The 16338-nt window shown below is 62.4% G+C and carries 18 protein-coding genes; 12 read left to right on the plus strand and 6 right to left on the minus strand.

The window, feature by feature from the left end; translation table 11 throughout:
- Positions 1-34: 34 nt before the first annotated feature.
- The 3 genes from Q0844_RS12715 (at position 35) to Q0844_RS12725 (ending at position 3626) form a co-directional block, all read left to right on the plus strand.
- Entirely contained in the window at positions 35-1333 is a 1299-nt protein-coding gene (locus tag Q0844_RS12715; protein ID WP_299045400.1) for an FAD-binding oxidoreductase, read from the plus strand.
- 95 nt (positions 1334-1428) lie between these two features.
- On the plus strand, positions 1429-2607 hold the full coding sequence (locus tag Q0844_RS12720; RefSeq protein WP_299045401.1) for a DegT/DnrJ/EryC1/StrS family aminotransferase: 1179 nt from the start codon (positions 1429-1431) through the stop codon (positions 2605-2607).
- Positions 2608-2711: 104 nt separating this feature from the next.
- Positions 2712-3626 (plus strand): aminotransferase class IV, encoded by a 915-nt coding sequence (locus Q0844_RS12725; RefSeq protein ID WP_299045402.1) that lies wholly within the window; start codon positions 2712-2714, stop codon positions 3624-3626.
- Between the two features lie 107 nt (positions 3627-3733).
- On the opposite strand, the gene Q0844_RS12730 is transcribed toward Q0844_RS12725, so the two are convergent.
- Positions 3734-4159, minus strand: coding sequence for a helix-turn-helix domain-containing protein (locus Q0844_RS12730; RefSeq protein ID WP_299045403.1), 426 nt, complete (start codon positions 4157-4159; stop codon positions 3734-3736).
- Between the two features lie 42 nt (positions 4160-4201).
- Between Q0844_RS12730 and Q0844_RS12735 the strand changes: the two genes are divergently transcribed.
- The 3 genes from Q0844_RS12735 to Q0844_RS12745 are packed head-to-tail and all read left to right on the plus strand — an operon-like array spanning position 4202 to position 4994.
- Positions 4202-4588, plus strand: a complete 387-nt coding sequence (locus Q0844_RS12735; RefSeq protein WP_299045405.1) for a hypothetical protein — start codon at positions 4202-4204, stop codon at positions 4586-4588.
- Positions 4585-4794: a mercury resistance system transport protein MerF gene (merF, locus tag Q0844_RS12740; RefSeq protein ID WP_299046755.1), complete on the plus strand. Its 210-nt coding sequence runs from the start codon at positions 4585-4587 to the stop codon at positions 4792-4794. The genes Q0844_RS12735 and merF overlap by 4 nt, the downstream gene beginning before the upstream one ends.
- Entirely contained in the window at positions 4770-4994 is a 225-nt protein-coding gene (locus Q0844_RS12745; RefSeq protein WP_299045407.1) for a GDCCVxC domain-containing (seleno)protein, read from the plus strand. The genes merF and Q0844_RS12745 overlap by 25 nt, the downstream gene beginning before the upstream one ends.
- A gap of 115 nt (positions 4995-5109) precedes the next feature.
- On the opposite strand, the gene phaR is transcribed toward Q0844_RS12745, so the two are convergent.
- Together phaR and Q0844_RS12755 are read right to left on the minus strand one after the other, a co-directional pair.
- Entirely contained in the window at positions 5110-5667 is a 558-nt protein-coding gene (phaR, locus tag Q0844_RS12750; RefSeq protein ID WP_299045409.1) for a polyhydroxyalkanoate synthesis repressor PhaR, read from the minus strand.
- Between the two features lie 84 nt (positions 5668-5751).
- Positions 5752-6681, minus strand: a complete 930-nt coding sequence (locus Q0844_RS12755; protein WP_299045411.1) for an NAD-dependent epimerase/dehydratase family protein — start codon at positions 6679-6681, stop codon at positions 5752-5754.
- 105 nt (positions 6682-6786) lie between these two features.
- On the opposite strand from Q0844_RS12755, the gene Q0844_RS12760 reads away from it, so the two are divergent.
- Entirely contained in the window at positions 6787-7656 is an 870-nt protein-coding gene (locus Q0844_RS12760; RefSeq protein ID WP_299045412.1) for a LysR family transcriptional regulator, read from the plus strand.
- A 99-nt stretch (positions 7657-7755) separates the two neighbouring features.
- Here the strand turns inward: Q0844_RS12760 and Q0844_RS12765 are convergent, their stop codons facing one another.
- Both Q0844_RS12765 and phaC read right to left on the minus strand, forming a co-directional pair.
- Positions 7756-8205: a phasin family protein gene (locus Q0844_RS12765; RefSeq protein WP_299045413.1), complete on the minus strand. Its 450-nt coding sequence runs from the start codon at positions 8203-8205 to the stop codon at positions 7756-7758.
- A gap of 144 nt (positions 8206-8349) precedes the next feature.
- Complete coding sequence (gene phaC / locus Q0844_RS12770) at positions 8350-10155, minus strand: class I poly(R)-hydroxyalkanoic acid synthase (RefSeq protein WP_299045414.1); 1806 nt, start codon at positions 10153-10155, stop codon at positions 8350-8352.
- A gap of 152 nt (positions 10156-10307) precedes the next feature.
- Between phaC and phaZ the strand changes: the two genes are divergently transcribed.
- The gene (gene phaZ / locus Q0844_RS12775) at positions 10308-11582 is read left to right on the plus strand and encodes a polyhydroxyalkanoate depolymerase (RefSeq protein ID WP_299045415.1); all 1275 of its coding nucleotides are present in this window, start codon (positions 10308-10310) and stop codon (positions 11580-11582) included.
- Between the two features lie 12 nt (positions 11583-11594).
- Complete coding sequence (locus tag Q0844_RS12780) at positions 11595-12170, plus strand: DUF6151 family protein (protein ID WP_299045416.1); 576 nt, start codon at positions 11595-11597, stop codon at positions 12168-12170.
- Here the strand turns inward: Q0844_RS12780 and Q0844_RS12785 are convergent.
- Positions 12167-13180 (minus strand): substrate-binding domain-containing protein, encoded by a 1014-nt coding sequence (locus Q0844_RS12785; RefSeq protein ID WP_299045418.1) that lies wholly within the window; start codon positions 13178-13180, stop codon positions 12167-12169. The genes Q0844_RS12780 and Q0844_RS12785 overlap by 4 nt on opposite strands.
- A 102-nt stretch (positions 13181-13282) precedes the next feature.
- Here Q0844_RS12785 and Q0844_RS12790 point away from each other — a divergent pair, with 102 nt between their 5' ends.
- Genes Q0844_RS12790 through Q0844_RS12800 form a run of 3 tightly spaced genes read left to right on the plus strand, consistent with a single transcriptional unit; the run spans position 13283 to position 16287 of the window.
- Positions 13283-14815: a tripartite tricarboxylate transporter permease gene (locus Q0844_RS12790; protein ID WP_299045419.1), complete on the plus strand. Its 1533-nt coding sequence runs from the start codon at positions 13283-13285 to the stop codon at positions 14813-14815.
- Entirely contained in the window at positions 14812-15276 is a 465-nt protein-coding gene (locus Q0844_RS12795) for a tripartite tricarboxylate transporter TctB family protein (protein WP_299045423.1), read from the plus strand. Before Q0844_RS12790 ends, Q0844_RS12795 begins: the two co-directional genes overlap by 4 nt.
- Before the next feature lie 42 nt (positions 15277-15318).
- Positions 15319-16287, plus strand: coding sequence for a tripartite tricarboxylate transporter substrate binding protein (locus Q0844_RS12800; protein ID WP_299045425.1), 969 nt, complete (start codon positions 15319-15321; stop codon positions 16285-16287).
- Positions 16288-16338 lie beyond the last annotated feature (51 nt).

Genomic DNA, 16338 nt, shown 5'->3' on the forward strand with positions numbered 1-16338 from the left:
GGCCATGGGGCCGGTTTTTTGGGAAACAGAGAAGATGGACCTGCTCACTGCCAATGATCGTGCCGGGGCGTATCCCGACAGTTGGTATGCTGCAACGTCGGACATTGGCCCCGCGCGTCCTGCATTGGCCACAGATGTGCGCGCCGACGTGTGCATTGTCGGGGCAGGATATACGGGCCTGTCCGCCGCCGTGCATCTGGCGCAGGCCGGGCGCCGGGTTGTCGTTCTTGAAGCGCAGCGCGTGGGCTTTGGCGCATCGGGGCGCAATGGCGGGCAACTGGGCACCGGCCAGCGGGTTGAACAGCCCTATCTGGAGAAGATGGTTGGCCCGGAGGATGCGCGCCGTCTGTGGGACATGGGCCTTGAGGCAACCGATCTGGTCCGCACCCTGATCAGCACGCACAAGATCGACTGTTTCTACCGTCCCGGTGTGGCCTGGACTGCGGAAACCGCACGCGATGTGGCCGACCTGCATGCCTATGCCGATCACATGTCCCGCATCTATGACCATCCTGTCGAGGTGCTGACGCGCGACGCGTTTCACGCGATCTGTCCGTCGCCTGCCTACCGGGGCGGCGTGATCGACCCCCGGTCCGGCCATCTGCACCCGCTGCGGTTTGCGCTGGGTCTGGCGCGCGCGGCAGAGGCTGCAGGGGCCACGATCCACGAGGGCAGCACCGTCACGGGCGTCTCGACCGGCCCGGTGGTCACCGTTGCAACCCCCGGCGGCCAGGTCACCGCCGACCACGTCATCCTGGCGTGCAACGGATATCTTGGCGGGCTGAACGCCGCTGTTGCGGCGCGGGTCATGCCCATCAACAACTTTGTCGCGGCCACCGCCCCGCTGGACGACCCCGACCGCGTTCTGGCCCGCGACATTGCCGTGTCAGACAGCCGCTTCGTCGTGAATTACTTCCGCCTCAGCCATGACAAGCGGCTGCTCTTTGGCGGGGGCGAAAGCTATGGCTACCGCTTTCCGCGCGACATTGCGGCCAAGGTGCGCAAACCGATGACGCAGATCTTTCCGCATCTGCGCGATGTGCCCATCGACTATGCCTGGGGCGGCACACTTGCCATCACCATGAAACGCCTGCCCTACCTCGCGCGGGTCGGTCCCGCTGTGTTGAATGCCTCGGGTTATTCTGGCCACGGCGTGGGCACCGCGACCCATGCCGGCATGCTGATGGCCCGCGCCATTCAGGGGCAGTCGGACGGGTTCGACACCATGGCCGCCATCCCCACGGCGCCGTTTCCGGGCGGCGCGCGCCTGCGCTCTCCGCTGCTGGTGCTGGCGATGACATGGTACAGCCTGCGCGACCGTCTGGGCCTGTAAACCGGCGCAGATTTTCGCCGCCCTGTCACAAAATCGTTTCCTTTTGCCCCTAACGGATTTAGAAAACCAAAAACCGAGCATAAGGATTCTGAAATATGGCCCTTCCCGACATGCACAGCGCCGAACCCATCCCCGCCGCCGCCCGGGACGAGATTGACCGACTTCTGACCTCGGGCGACCTGTTTCGTTACACCGCACCGCAGGACGCACCGGTGTCCCTGCTCGAAGCGGAGTTTGCCGCGATGATGGGCAGCAAGTTCGCACTCGCGGTCTCGTCCTGCTCGGCGGCGCTGTTCCTGTCGCTCAAGGCGCTGGACCTGCCCCGCGACGCGCGCGTGCTGATCCCCGGTTTTACCTTTGCTGCCGTGCCATCGGCGGTGATGCATGCCGACTGCCTGCCGGTCCTGTGCGAGGTGGGCGACAACTACCGCATCGACATCAATGACTTCACCGCCAAGCTGCCCCACGTACAGGCCGTTATCGTCAGCCACATGCGCGGCCACACATCGGACATGGACGCGATCATGCAGTTGGCGACCGCCGCAGGCGTCCCCGTGATCGAGGATGCGGCCCATTCGCTGGGCACGCTGTGGAACGGGCACAAGATCGGGACACTGGGCAAAATCGGCTGCTTCTCGTTCCAGTCCTACAAGATGATCAACGCCGGTGAAGGCGGGATCATGATCACCGATGACGCCGACCTGGTCGCGCGCGCCATCATCATGTCGGGCGCCTACGAACACAATTGGAAGAAACACCCGGTGCTGCAAGACGCCTTTGCCGCGCACCAGAACCGGTGGCCGCTCTACAACCTGCGCATGTCGAACCTCAGCGCGGCGGTCATCCGCCCGCAATTGCCGCACCTGGCCCAACGGGTCGAAGACGGACGACGCAACCACGACCATGTGGCGGCGCTGTTGGATCAAAGCCCGCATATCCACGTCCCCGCCCCGCTTGACGGTGAAGTGCGCGCACCGGATTCGATCCAGTTCAACCTGGTCGATATGTCCGATGAACAGGTCAGCGCCTGTGTCACAGCCGCAGGCGATGCCGGGGTCAAGGTGCAGGTCTTTGGCGCCAGCACCGACAACGCGCGCGCCTTCTGGAACTGGCAGTTCATCCCCGATCTGCCCGACCTGCCCGGAACCCGCGCCATGCTGATGCGCGCCTGCGATGTCCGCCTGCCCGTGCACCTGCCCATCCACACGCTGGATGCCGTGGCGGATGTCCTGCTGTCGGCCGTCGCCACAGCCACCAAGAAACGCGCCGCCTGACCGTTTCTTCCGACCGGAAATACGACGGGGGTGGCGCGCAGCGCCGGGGGCAGAGCCCCCCAAACCCGGTTTGCAACCCGCGCCCGGTCGGCTAGCGTCTGCGCATGACAGACCTGAGCACGGGCGCCGCCTGGATGGGCGGTGCGATCCTTCCCATCGCGGACGCCGCCATTCCCGTAACCGATTGGGGCCTGACGCATTCCGACATCGCCTATGACGTGGTGCCGGTCTGGCAGGGTGCGTTCTTCCGGCTGGATGACTATGTCGCCCGCTTCATCGCGTCCCTGACGGTCGGTCGCTACGACATCGGCATGGATCACGCGGCGATCTGCGCGGCGCTCACCGACATGGTCCGGGCCAGTGGCTTGCAGGACGCGTATGTCGCCATGGTGGCTGCGCGCGGGCGCAACCCCGCGGCAGGCAGCCGTGATCCCCGCGACTGCGCCAATCACTTCTATGCCTGGTGCGTGCCCTACGTGCACATCGTCAAACCCGAGGTGGCAGCACAGGGCACGTCGGTCTGGATCGCCAAGACCGTCCGCCGCATCCCCGCCGACAGCGTGAATCCTAGGGTCAAAAACTACCACTGGGGCGACTTCACGTCGGGCCTGTTCGAGGCCAAGGAGAACGGCTACGAAACCACGCTCCTGCTTGACCACGACGGTCACGTGACCGAAGGACCAGGGTTCAATGTCTTTGCGGTGTTTGGCGACCGGGTCGTGACATCGGATCACGGCGTGCTGCACGGCATCACCCGGCGCACGGTGCTTGAAATATGTGCTGAGGCAGGGCTGACACCCGAAACCCGCCCCCTGCCGCTGGACGAATTCCTGAACGCGGACGAGGTGTTTCTGTCCTCGTCCGGTGGCGGCGTGATCCCGGTGGCGCGGGTGGATGACCGGTACTTTTCCAACGGTACGGCCGGGCCTGTCGCCACGGATCTGCGGGCGCGCTACTTTGACTGGATCATGCGGGACGACTTGCGAACGCCGGTGACGAAAGCACTCGCTGGACGTTGACCGTCTCAAAGCGATTGGGAGCAAACCTAACAACGCATTTTGTCTGGACAAGCACACCGTCGGAATGTCGCCCTGGCGGGACTTAGTTGCCGTTCACTGGAGCCAACTCAATGTCTGCTTTGCTCTGCTCTGTCTTCGCCAAAACCATCTTTCATGAGAGAATGGAGCATCGGACACGCGGCAGTCCCGTCATCACAATTCGCAGACAGGCATAGAAGTGCTTCGCGGAGGCGTGTCAGGTTCTCGATCTTGGCGTTGATTTCATCCAGATGATTTTCCGCCAACGTCTTCACCTCACCGCAACTTCGATCATCCCGTTCCGTCAGCGACAAGAATGTCTGGATGATAGGGATCGGAAATCCCAGGTCTCGACAACGCCGCACAAACCTCAGCTTTGCAATTTCATCAGGTGAATAGCGCCTACGCCCTCCCGCCGACCGCCCCGGCTTTGGCACAATGCCCATCCGTTCATAATAGCGGATCGTTTCGATGTTCACGCCGCTTTGTTCTGACGCCTTGCCAATGGTGAACATTTTACTTGCTCCTGTAGCCACTACAGGAATTAAAACCGCAGAATGGACGTGAACGCAAATCAACAAACAACGACTGAACCCGGCATGGCTGCGCGGCTGGTCATGCCACTCGCTGCTATTCTCGCGCTGTTATCGGCCTCATGCTGCGTGTTGCCAATCGGGCTGTCTATCGTCGGTCTTGGTGGCGCATGGCTCACCATGCTCGGGCCTTTTATTGCTTATCGGGGTTTCATCCTTGTTGCTGTCGCCATTGCGCTGATCTGGTCATGGTATCAGGTGATATGGCCTAAGGCGTGCGCAAGGCGTAGGCGATCCGCTATCCTCTGGGCATCCTTCGCCACCATTGCCTTCTTGGTCGCGCTGTCATCCCCATATTGGGAAGCCTCAGCACAACGGTTGATGTGGGATTTGTGGAGATCGACCCGATGAAGAACAGATTACTGGCATTTGGCATTGGCGGTACGGTTCTGGCGATCCTGTGCTGTTTCACACCGTTGTTGCCGATTGTTCTAACTGCACTTGGTCTGACTGGCCTGCTTGGCATTCTCTACGACGATGCCGTTTTGCTACCGATTTTGGCAGGTTTTCTCATACTTACGGGGTACGCGCTATGGCGACAGAACAAACAAAAGTAGTCTTGGAGTCCACGCTGACCTGTCCATCTTGCGGGTATGTCGAGACTGAAACCATGCCCACGGACGCCTGTCAGTGGTTCTATGAATGCAAGTCGTGTCAGACGGTTCTTAAGCCGCTTGAAGGTGATTGCTGCGTATACTGCTCATATGGGACAGTGCCATGTCCACCGATCCAAGAAGGCAATTCTTGTTGCGCATAGCGGTCATTCGACACATCGCGGCAGGTTGGTAGGTCTGGGCTCAAACCAGCCATTCATCCGAGCTTTGGCAAGAACGTTCCAGTTGCAAAAAACCTGAACCGCCGCAGACGCGGGCTCAGGACATTTTCGACAGTTTGTCCTGCAATTCGGCCAACTGCTTCTTGATGGCATCCAGATCCTCGCCACCGTCCTTCTCTCCGGCCTCGGCCGCCGGGCCCGTCGATGCCCAGCCGGTGCCCAGACCACCCGTCATCGCCTTCATGAACGCTTCCTGCTGCGCTCGCATCATCTCGAACCCGGGCATCTTGGCCATTGGGTTTATGGCGGTCATGTTCTCCATGACCTTGCTTTGCCCGTCGCGCAGCATCTCGAACGAGGCTTGCAGGAATTGCGGCACCACCGACGCGCCGCCCCCCATGTAACTGCGCACAAGATCGTTCAGCACGTCGACCGGCAGCACGCTTTCGCCGCGGCTTTCGTGTTCGGCGATGATCTGCAGCAGGTATTGGCGCGTCAGGTCATCGCCGGTCTTGAGGTCCACGATCTGCACCTCGCGCCCATCGCGGATAAATCCCGAGATGTCTTCAAGCGTGACGTAATCGCTTGTCTCGGTGTTGTAGAGCCGCCGGCTGGCATAGCGCTTGATCAACAATGGTGCTGGTTTTTCTGTCACGTGCCTGATCTCCCCGCTGCCGTGCTGCATTGCAGCTTAGGCGCGGTGTGGACAAAAAGAAAGCATTTGTGCATGTGCGGCAATTCAAGCCCGCGCGGCATCCGTAACATACGCTTCCGTCTTGTCCCGCACGGATGCCGCGATCGCACGGTCCACCGGAGTTGACCGGAAGGCTGGCAGAACGCCGTTCAGCTTGGTGCCGTCCACCGCGTGTGGCCGCTGCCACAGGTATCGCATCTCCAGCACTTCACGCATCAACGGCGACCACAGCCCCATCATCCTGACTGCAAACCACGGAAATGGCGTCACGCGCAACGGTCGGCCCACCGCCTGTTCGATCAGCGCGATCAGGTCATCGCCCGTCAGCGCATAGCCATCAAAGTTGAATTCCTCGAACGTATCGAAGGTGCTGCGCAAATCGGCCAGCGCCGCCATGGCGCGGCCGACATCCGGCAAATAGGCCCAGGCGTGCACCTGATCCCGCGGCCCGGGATAGGTCACCTTGCCCTGGCCCAGTTTCGCGGTGATGTAGCTGCCGAACCAGTCACCGGTCTGCGCCGCTTCGAAATAGTCGCCGCTGCGCAGCACGATCGTGCGCACGCCACTGTCGCGATAGGCGCGCTCCATACGGATACGAATGCCGCCCTTGCGCGTGTTGGCAACCCAGGGCGTGTCCTCGCGCAGCACCGGTGGCAGGCTGTGCCCGTAATTGTAGATGTTGCCGGGGATCATCACCGTCGCCCCATGGGCACGCGCCGCCGCAATGACGGCTTCGGTCACTTTCGGCACGGTCTGGACCCAGTGGTGGTAGGGCGGGTTCACCGCATTCACGATCACATCCGCCCCGGCACAGGCGCGTGTCACCGCAGCCCTGTCCGTGGCATCCACCTGCACGCTGCCCGGTCCATCTATCCCGCGGCCCGCCCGCGTCACGGACCACCCCGCCTCTGCAAAGGCGCGTGCCGCCGCGCGCCCGACCCGGCCCTTGGCCCCAAGTACAATCACATTTGCCATGATCCATGCTCCTGTTTCTGGCTGATCTTCCTCCTATCTAATGCAATCAAAATCGAATATGATCTGGCTGATTTCGCATATGGCTATCCAAAAAAGAATACCGAGATGATCCCCGACTGGTCCCAGATCCAATCCTTCGCGGCCGTGGCCGAACATGGCTCGCTCTCGGCCGCGGCCCGTGCCCGGAACGGCAGCCAGCCCACGCTCAGCCGACATATCGCCCAGCTTGAGGCGACACTGGGCCTGCGGTTGTTCGACCGGTCCAGCGGCGGCATGGTGCTGACCGAAGACGGCGCCACGCTTCTGACCCATGCCGCGACCATGGCGGATGCGGCGGCACGGTTCGATGCGGCGCAAGGTGGGCATGGCGCCGACCTCTCGGGCACCGTGCGTCTGACCGCCAGCCATGTGGTCGCGAACTTCATCCTGCCACCGATCCTGACGGACCTGCACCGCGCCCACCCCGGGCTCCAGATCGAGGTGATCGCCTCGGACACCACGGAAAACCTGCTGCGGCGCGAGGCGGACATCGCGCTGCGCATGTACCGACCCACACAGAACGACGTGATTGCCAGGCACATCGCCGACCTGCCGCTGGGGGCCTATGCGGCGCCCGCCTACCTCGACCGGCACGGGACACCGGACAGGCTGGAGGATTTCGCCCACCACACCATCATCGGCTACGACCGCAGCACCCTGATCATCGACGGCTTCGCCCAGCGCGGGTTCCACGCAGGCCGCGATTTCTTTGCATTTCGCAGCGACGACCAGGTGCTGTGCTGGCACATGGTGATTGCGGGCTTTGGCATCGGGTTCGGTCAACGGCGCGTGGGCGATGCCGATCCCCGCGTCATGCGCATCGCGGATGAAAGCCAGGTGGGCACCATGCCGCTCTGGCTGACGGCCCATCCCGACCTGCGGCGCATCCCGCGGGTGCGCCGGGTCTATGACTGGCTGGCCAGGCACCTGACCTGACCGCCGCCCGCCAAAGAAAAAGGCGGGCCCACAAAGGGACCCGCCATAGTCACCGCGCCGTTTCAGGGAGGAAAGTTGGCGCGATATTCCGGTGTGCGATTACTTCGCAGCAGCAGCTTTCTTGGCAGCGGCGGTCATGTCACCGGTCGCTTTCTTGACTGCGGCTTGCGCGTCTTCGCTCATGTCTTTGCCTGCGGCCATCATCAGCTCGACGGTGTCCATCTGCACTTTTTTCGCAACTTCGGCGAAGGCGGCCATGTGCTCGGCTGTCACTTCTGCGTAGGACGACGCGAAATCGGTCATCGCTTTGGCATAGTCGGCAGGCTCGGCTTTGGCTTTGGACATGTCGCCCAGTTTCGCCAGAGTTTCCTTGGTCCACTTGGACGAGATTTCGGTCGACTTTTCAGCCGCGTCAATCGCCACGTGGCTCAGTTTCTCGTTCAGCGTGGTTGCTGTCTTGAACGCGTCTTCCATCGCTGCGGTGTCCACGGGGAACGAACCCATGATGTCTTTGAACATTGCTGTAACGTCCTGTGCTTGCTTGGCCATTGTCTTCAATCCTTTTCGATCGCTGCGGGCCCATCCCCGCGTTTCTGCGTCTGCAAAAGGATATACATGCTGCAGTGCAGCAAATCAAGTCCTTTGCTGCACTGCAGCAATAAAAACTTTACCCAACGGAATGCATGAAGGAAATCAGGGCCTTGCCTTGACCGTGACGTAGGTTCCGGGCGCATCTTCCAGCACGGGATGTTCGGAATCACCCGGTGTGCGGGCCGCGACCATGGCCCCGCCCCGCTTTTTCAGCCAGGCACCCCAGCGCGGCCACCACGAACCTTCGTGAAACTCTGCGCTGGCCTGCCATGCCGCGTGATCCAGGCTCAGATCGTCATTGGTATAGTGGCCGTACTTGTTCTTGGTGGGGGGGTTCACGATGCCGGCGATATGGCCTGATTGGGTCATGATGAACGTCTTGTCCTTCGACCCCATCTGCTGCACGCCGCGATAGCTGTCTTTCCACGGCGCGATGTGATCCGTCTCGCACGCGATGGCGCACAGCGGCACATCGATGTCGCCCAATTCCAGATGGTGGCCCATCAGGTCAAAGCCACCGGTCGCCAATTCGTTGCGCTGACACAGGCCGCGCAGATATTGCATCGCCATTTTCGCAGGCAGGTTGGCCCCATCCCCGTTCCAATACAGAAGGTCAAAGGCGGGCGGCGTTTCGCCCAGCATGTAGCTTTTGATGGCAGGCGTATAAACAAGGTCGTTCGAGCGCAGGAACGTAAAGGTGCGCGCCATGATGACCGAGGGCAGGATACCCTTGTCGGCGCATTCGGCCTCGATCCCGTCAATGAAATCGTCCGTCAGGAAGGGCGTGAACTCGCCCTGATCCCCGAAATCCGTAAGCGCGGTAAAGAAGGTGGCCGACTTGATCGACTTGTCCTTGCGCTGTTTCAGCAGGCTTAGCGTCAGCGACAGCGTCGTACCCGCGATACAATAGCCAATGGCATTGACCTGTTTCTCGCCGGTGATCGCCTTGGCCTCGCGGATCGCGGCCAGATACCCGTCCTCGATGTAATCCTCCAGGCCCACCCCGGCATAGGCGGCGTCGGGGTTGACCCAGGACACGACAAACAGGGTGTGCCCCTGTTCGACAATCCATTTGACCAGGCTGTTCTGCTCCTTGAGGTCGAGAATGTAGTATTTGTTGATCCAGGGCGGGAACAGCACGACGGGCGTCTTGTGCACCTTCTCGGTTGTCGGTGTGTACTGGATCAGTTCCATCATCCGGTTGCGGTAGATGACCTTGCCGGGCGTTGTGGCAATGTTGCGGCCCAGTTCGAAAGCCTTGTCGTCGGCCAGTTTGACGATCAATTCGCCATTGTTGGCCTCGAGGTCCGAAATCAGGTTCTCCAGCCCGTCGATCAGGCTTTGGCCCTCGGTCGCGACGGCCTTTTCCAGCGCATCGGGGTTTGTGGCCAGGAAGTTGGTGGGCGCCATCATGTCCACGATCTGACGCGAGAAATAGGCAAGGCGCTGCTTCTCCACCGGCGCCATGTCCGACACGTCCTCGACCGCCTGTGCAATGGCGTCGGCATTGATCAGATACTGCTGCTTGACGTAGTTGAAATAGGGATGCGTGTCCCACAGCGGGTTGGCAAACCGACGGTCCTTGGGGCCCGGATCGGCCGGGGCCTGCAATTTGCCCTGCGCCAGCGCCTGCTGCGCTTCGACGAAATGGGTCACGGATTTCGACCAGAACTGCAACTGGTGCTCCAGCACTTTGGCCGGATCGCGGAACGCCTCGCTCCAATAGGCCGAGGCGGCCTTTTGAAACAATTCCTGATTCGGGCCGTCGAGGGCCGCATTATGCGTGCTGCGGTGCGTCAAAACCTGGGTGAGTCGCTGGGTCAGCGCTTCAACTTTTCGAAGGTTACCATTCAATTTATCGAGGTTTTCGCCCGAGACCGCACCATCGGTTGTGTCGTTGGTTGTCATGTTAAGGTCTTCCCCGTAGTCTTCGCACGTGCAGCAACTGCGCCTATGTGCAGCCGCCGCCTATGTATGGTCGCATGTTTCAGGGGGCAAAGCGACAAACCGTCCGACGCGGGCATGTGCGCGCCCGCCCCTATTGAATGAAGGAGAGCGCGATGCGCTACATGATCAGCTACGACTTCATGGAAACCATGCGAAACACCAACCAATGGCTGGGGGCCACGGCCCAGGCCCTTGGGGCCTACCCTGCCTTTTCGATGATGCCGAACCCCGGCATGGAATGGATGCGTGCCTGGGGCGAGGTGACGGAACGCACCTTCCAGCGCATGGTTGTCAAACCCGACTGGGGCATCCCCTCGTTCACCGCCGAAGACGGCAAGGATCACCTGGTCAGCATCGACACCGTCGTGCCCGGTGATTTCGGCGATCTGATCCACATCAACGTGACCGGGCGCAAGCCGCGCAATCGCAAGGTCCTGCTGGTGGCGCCGATGTCCGGCCACTACGCCACGCTGCTGCGCTCGACCGTCATTTCGCTGCTGCCCGATTGCGAGGTCTACATCACCGACTGGCACAACGCGCGCGACATCCCCGTCAGCGCGGGCAAGTTCGACGTGGAGGACTATACGCTCTACCTCGTGGACTACATGCGCCACCTCGGGCCCGACACCCACGTGATCGCGGTCTGCCAGCCCGCGCCGCTGACGCTCGCCGCGACCGCCTACCTGGCCGAGGAAGACCCCGACGCGCAGCCCCGCTCACTCACCCTGATCGGCGGCCCCATCGACCCCGACGCCACGCCCACAGAAGTCACCGACTTCGGCCGCCGCGTCACCATGGGCCAGCTTGAGGAAACCATGATCCAGCGCGTCGGCTTCAAATATCCGGGCGTGGGGCGCATGGTCTATCCGGGCCTCCTGCAACTGGCCTCCTTCATGTCGATGAATGCCGAAAAGCACTCCAAAGCCTTCACCGACCAGATCAGCCGCGCCGCCCGCGGCCAGGCAGGCGATCACGACAAGCATAACACGTTCTACGATGAATATCTGGCGGTCATGGACATGACGGCCGAATTCTACCTCTCCACCGTCGACCGCATCTTCAAGCGCGGCGAAATCGCCAAGAACATGTTCACCGTAAACGGCAAACGCGTGGACATCGGCAAGATCACGACCGTGGCCGTCAAAACGGTCGAAGGGGCAAATGACGACATCTCGGCCCCCGGACAATGCGTGGCCGCACTTGACCTGTGCACGGGCCTGCCGGACGACAAGAAGGCAAGCCACGTCGAACCCGGTGCCGGGCATTACGGCATCTTCGCGGGCAAAAGCTGGCGCAACAACATCCGCCCGCTGGTGCTTGAATTCATCGACGCCAATTCGCCCCCACCGCCTGCCAAGAAGGCGGCGAACAAGAACAAAGCGGCCTGACATATGGCAGGCGTGGATCTTCCCTTCGCCTGCAATTGCGGCACGCTGCGCGGCACGCTTCTGGGCGTGTCGCCCTCGAACGGCACACGGGCGGAATGCTTTTGCCACGACTGCCGGGCAACGGAACTTTACGGCGACCAACCCGACCCGGCGCCGGGCGGCGTGCAACTGTACCAGACGGTGCCGGACCGGGTGCGCCTGGACGCGGGGCAGGATCAACTCACGGTCTTTTCGCTGTCGGACAAGGGGCTGCTGCGCTGGCAGGCACGCTGCTGCGGGGCGATCCTGTTCAACACGATGCGCACCCCCAAGGTGGCTTTTGCCTCTTTCCGCACCGACCGGTTGCAGGATGACACGCCGCTGGGACCAATCCGGGCGCGGGCCTTTGTGCGCAAACCCAACGGCAAGCGCGGGCACGAGGGCGGATTGACCTTCTTTCTGGGCTTTGCCGGGCGCGCGCTGTCGCGGCGGATCACCGGGCGGTGGCGGCAAACACCCTTCTTCGATGGCGACGGCACCCCCGTCCGCGCCATCCATGTGGTGCCAAAGGCCGAACGCCCCGCCCTGTATCCACCCCAGCCCGGCTAAACGCGCGCACTGGTCTGGCGCGGCACAAGAACGGGCTGGATCAACAGGCTGTCGGCCCCGGGGGTCTCGGTGGTGATCATGCCTGCAATGACCTCGGCCGCCTGCGACCCGATCTGATGGGCGGGAATGCGCACGGTGGTCAGGCCCGGCTCGAACGCGCCTGATCCCTTGAAGTCCCCGATGCCGGTCACGGTCACATCCTGCGGCACGCGCAATCGCGCACGGGCCAGGGCATGCAGCGCGCCCCAGGCCAGGACATCATTGCCGCAGATGATGGCGCTGGGTCTGTGACCCGCCGCCAGAAACTCCGACACCGCGGCCTTGGCCGCATCCACGCTATAGGGCGTTTCCAACTGCCACTCCGGGCGCACGTCACCGCTCAGCGCCCCCATCACGCCCTCGAAACGCTCGGACGCGCGGTCGTTCCCGTCCAGCGGCGGAAACAGCAACGCCACCGACCGGTGGCCCAGTTCGGCAACATGCCGGCCCACCAGCCGCCCCGCCAGAAAGTTGTCCGAGCCGACACACGGGAACGGGGCCGCATCCGAATAGTTCCACAGCAGGATCGTCGGCGTGTTCTGCTGCTTCAACAGCTCATAGGTGTCATCCGAATGGTTGTGCCCGACAAAGGCCAGCCCATCGACCCGGTGTTCCAACATCTTGCGGGCCAACGCATATTCACGATCCAGGCTATAGCCATGCGCCGCCACCAGTATGGTAAAGCCGCGCGCCTCGATGGCGGTGGCAAAACTCTGGATCAGTTCGGCAAAGATCGTGTGATCGATGGTGGGCACGATCAGGCCCACGGTGCCGCTGCGAATGCCGTGAATGGTCTGCGCCGCGCGGTTGCGGATATACCCCAGCCTGCGCACCGCCGCGTCAATCTTTTTCCGAGTCGACCCCTTCACCAGATCAGGGTGATTGAAGCTGCGCGAGACGGTCGATGCCGACACCCTTGCCGCACGTGCAACCGCAACAATATCAATCTTTTTTGATTTAAGATCAGTCACTTGTACACCTTACAGCCGCAAAAAATGAAAACATTTGCAATACTATTTTCATTGGCTAATCTCACATGTCAACCAGATCAAAACTGGGTGGGAGGACACGGGTTGGAGTTCATACAGTACTTTGGTGACGTGTTTGTCCCGTTCAATTTTGCCCTTCTGATGCTGGGCACGATCGGCGGGCTGATCCTGGGCGCGACACCCGGTCTGTCGCCAACCATGGCGGTGGCCCTGCTGATCCCGTTTACCTTCAAACTGGAACCGGCCCAGGGGCTGATCCTGCTGGGGGCCGCCTACACCTCAACCGTTGCCGGCGGGGCGGTCAGTGCGATCCTGCTGAAAATTCCGGGCGCACCGGCCAATATCGCGACCACGCTGGACGGCCACACGATGGCCCGCAAGGGCCAGGGCGCACGCGCGTTGCAGCTGTCCTTTCTGGCCTCTGCCGTGGGCGGCATCTTTGGCGTGCTCCTGCTGATTTTCCTGACGCCGATGCTGGCGCAATGGGCGCTGGCCTTCGGACCGTCACACCTGTTCTGGCTTGCCATTCTGGGGGTCACGGTCATCGGCTCGCTGGACGGCGGGTCCGTGGTCAAGGGGCTTTTGGCCGGGTGCATCGGGCTGTGGCTGTCGACGATCGGCTTTGATGACATCATGGGGGCGCAACGCTTTATCTTTCACGACAGCCTGGCGGGGGGCATCAATGTGATCCCTGCCCTGATCGGGCTTTTTGCCATTCCGCAGGTCATCACCATGTTTGCCAAGGGGCGCGCCCGGCTGGATGCCGAGGTGCTGGAGGTCGAAAAGCACCCCATCGGCACCGCCATCCGCGAAGTGTTTGCACGCAAGCGGGCGTTGAGCATCGGCACGATCACCGGCGCAATCATCGGGTTGATCCCGGGTGTGGGTGGTCAGATCGCGGGCCTGGTGGCCTATGACCAGGCCAAGAAGACAAGCCCCGAACGGGACAAGTTCGGCACCGGCCACCCCGAAGGCGTGATTGCCGCCGAAAGTGCGAACAACGCCATGGTCGGCCCGTCGCTGGTGCCGCTGTTGACCCTGTCCATCCCCGGCTCGCCCACCGCCGCCGTGCTGCTGGGCGGGCTGCTGATCCACGGGATCTTTCCGGGATCGGACCTATTTGACAATCACCCGCAGGTGGCGTGGACCTTCATCAACTCGATGCTGATCGGGCAGATCCTGATGTGCATCTTCGGCCTGTACGTGGCGGGTCTGGCGGCGCGGGTGGCGCAGGTGCCCAATGCCGTGATGGCCGCCGTGGTGCTGGCGCTGGCGGTGTTCGGCAGTTACTCGGTCCAGACGTCGATGGGCGATGTCTATGTGATGGCGGCGCTCGGGACGGGTATGTATTTTCTAGAACGCTTCGGCTTTTCCGCCGCACCGCTGGTTCTGGGCCTGATCCTCGGCCCCATTGCCGAGGCGAACTTTATCCAGGGTTCCATGATCGCCAATGCAACCTCCAGCGTCAGCCAGTACTTCTTTACCGGTGCGCTGAACCTGACCCTGATCGGCATCGTGATCCTGTCGGTCGGGTATTCGGTCGTGATGGAGCTGCGGTCGCGCAAGGTCGTCACCACCAAGGACGAGGCCATCGCGAAGGAGGAGGCACTGTCATGACCAACCTGCCCCGTATTCAGCACATCTGCGCCTCAGGCATCGTGGCCCTTGTGGGCCTCGCCGTGGCCTGGATCAGCTACACCCAGGAACCTGCGGATGCCTTCGTGTTCCCGCGCCTGATCTCGACCGTGTTCGTGGTGCTGGCGCTCTGGACCTTCGGCAAGGCCCTGATGGGCCGCACCAAGGTCGGCAACGGCCTGTCCCTTGACGCCACCGCGCGGATCGCGCCCGGCCTGCTGGTGGCGCTGATCTACATCTTCTGGGCAGCCAGGGGCCTGGGCTTCTACACCGCCAGCACGATCACCTTCTTCGTTCTGCTGTCGCTTTACGATCCGGCCCCCCACACCCAGGTCAGAAGCTGGATCAAGCGCGCGCTGATCACCGCCGGATTCCTGGCCGTCATGTACGGCCTCTTCGCCATGCTCTTGGGGGTCTTCACCCCACGAGAGATACTGTTCTGAACCGCAAGAGCGGCAGACACCCAACCCAAGGGAGGAGACCCCATGAAGACACTACTCGCAGGAGCAGCCCTCGCGCTCGCCGCCTTGACAACCACGGCGCAGGCCGACGGCCACGCCACCTACCCCGAACGCCCCGTGATGCTGATGGTCAGCTACGGCGCGGGCGGCGCCACCGACTTCCAGGCGCGCATCGTGACCATGACGGCGGGCAACGAAGACGCGCTTGGCATGCCCATCGCGATCATCAACAAACCCGGCGCGGGGGGCCGTGTCGGCTGGAACTGGTTCGCGGGCCAGGCCGATGCCGATGGCTACACGCTGGCCGCCTACAACGTGCCCCACTTCATCGCCCAGTCGATCGAGGGCGGCGTCAGCTACTCCACCGACAGCTTCGAACCCATCGCCAACTGGGGCGCGGACCCGGCGGTCTTCGTGGTGGCCGCCGACAGCCCGTTCAACTCGATGGCCGATGTGGTCAGCTACGCCAAGGAAAACCCGGGCAAGCTGACCTTCTCGGGCGCGGGCCTGTTTGTGGGGCACCACATCGCGGCCCTGCAACTTGAAAAGGCGGCAGGGGTGAAACTGGCCTACATCCCCTCGAACAAGGGCGGTGCAGGCGCCATGAAATCCGTGATCGCGGGCGAAGTGCTGGGCGGCGTGAACAACCTCTCCGACGCCTTCCGCGCCCGCGAGGCAGGCAATGTCAAGATCCTCGGCGTGTTCGACCTGGAACGCAACGCCTTCATGGAAGACGTGCCGACCATGCAGGAACAGGGCTTTGACATCGACAACGCGTCGGTCAACTTCCGCGGCGTGATGGTGCCCAAGGGCACGCCCCAGGGCGTCATCGACAAGCTGGCCGAAACCGTGCCCGCCATGTTCGAAAACAGCCGCGTCGCCTCGCGCATGAAGGCAGGCGGTTCGCCCATGCACATCATGACCCGGGACGAGGTGATCGCGATGTGGGCCGCCCGCGAGGAAACCCTGAAAGAGCTGCTTGCAGGTCTCTGACCCACCCCTACAAGGGGGGCGCGCACCCGCGCGCCCTACCCATCCAAGGAC

The organism is uncultured Tateyamaria sp., assembly GCF_947503465.1.
Classification (GTDB): Bacteria; Pseudomonadota; Alphaproteobacteria; order Rhodobacterales; family Rhodobacteraceae; genus Tateyamaria.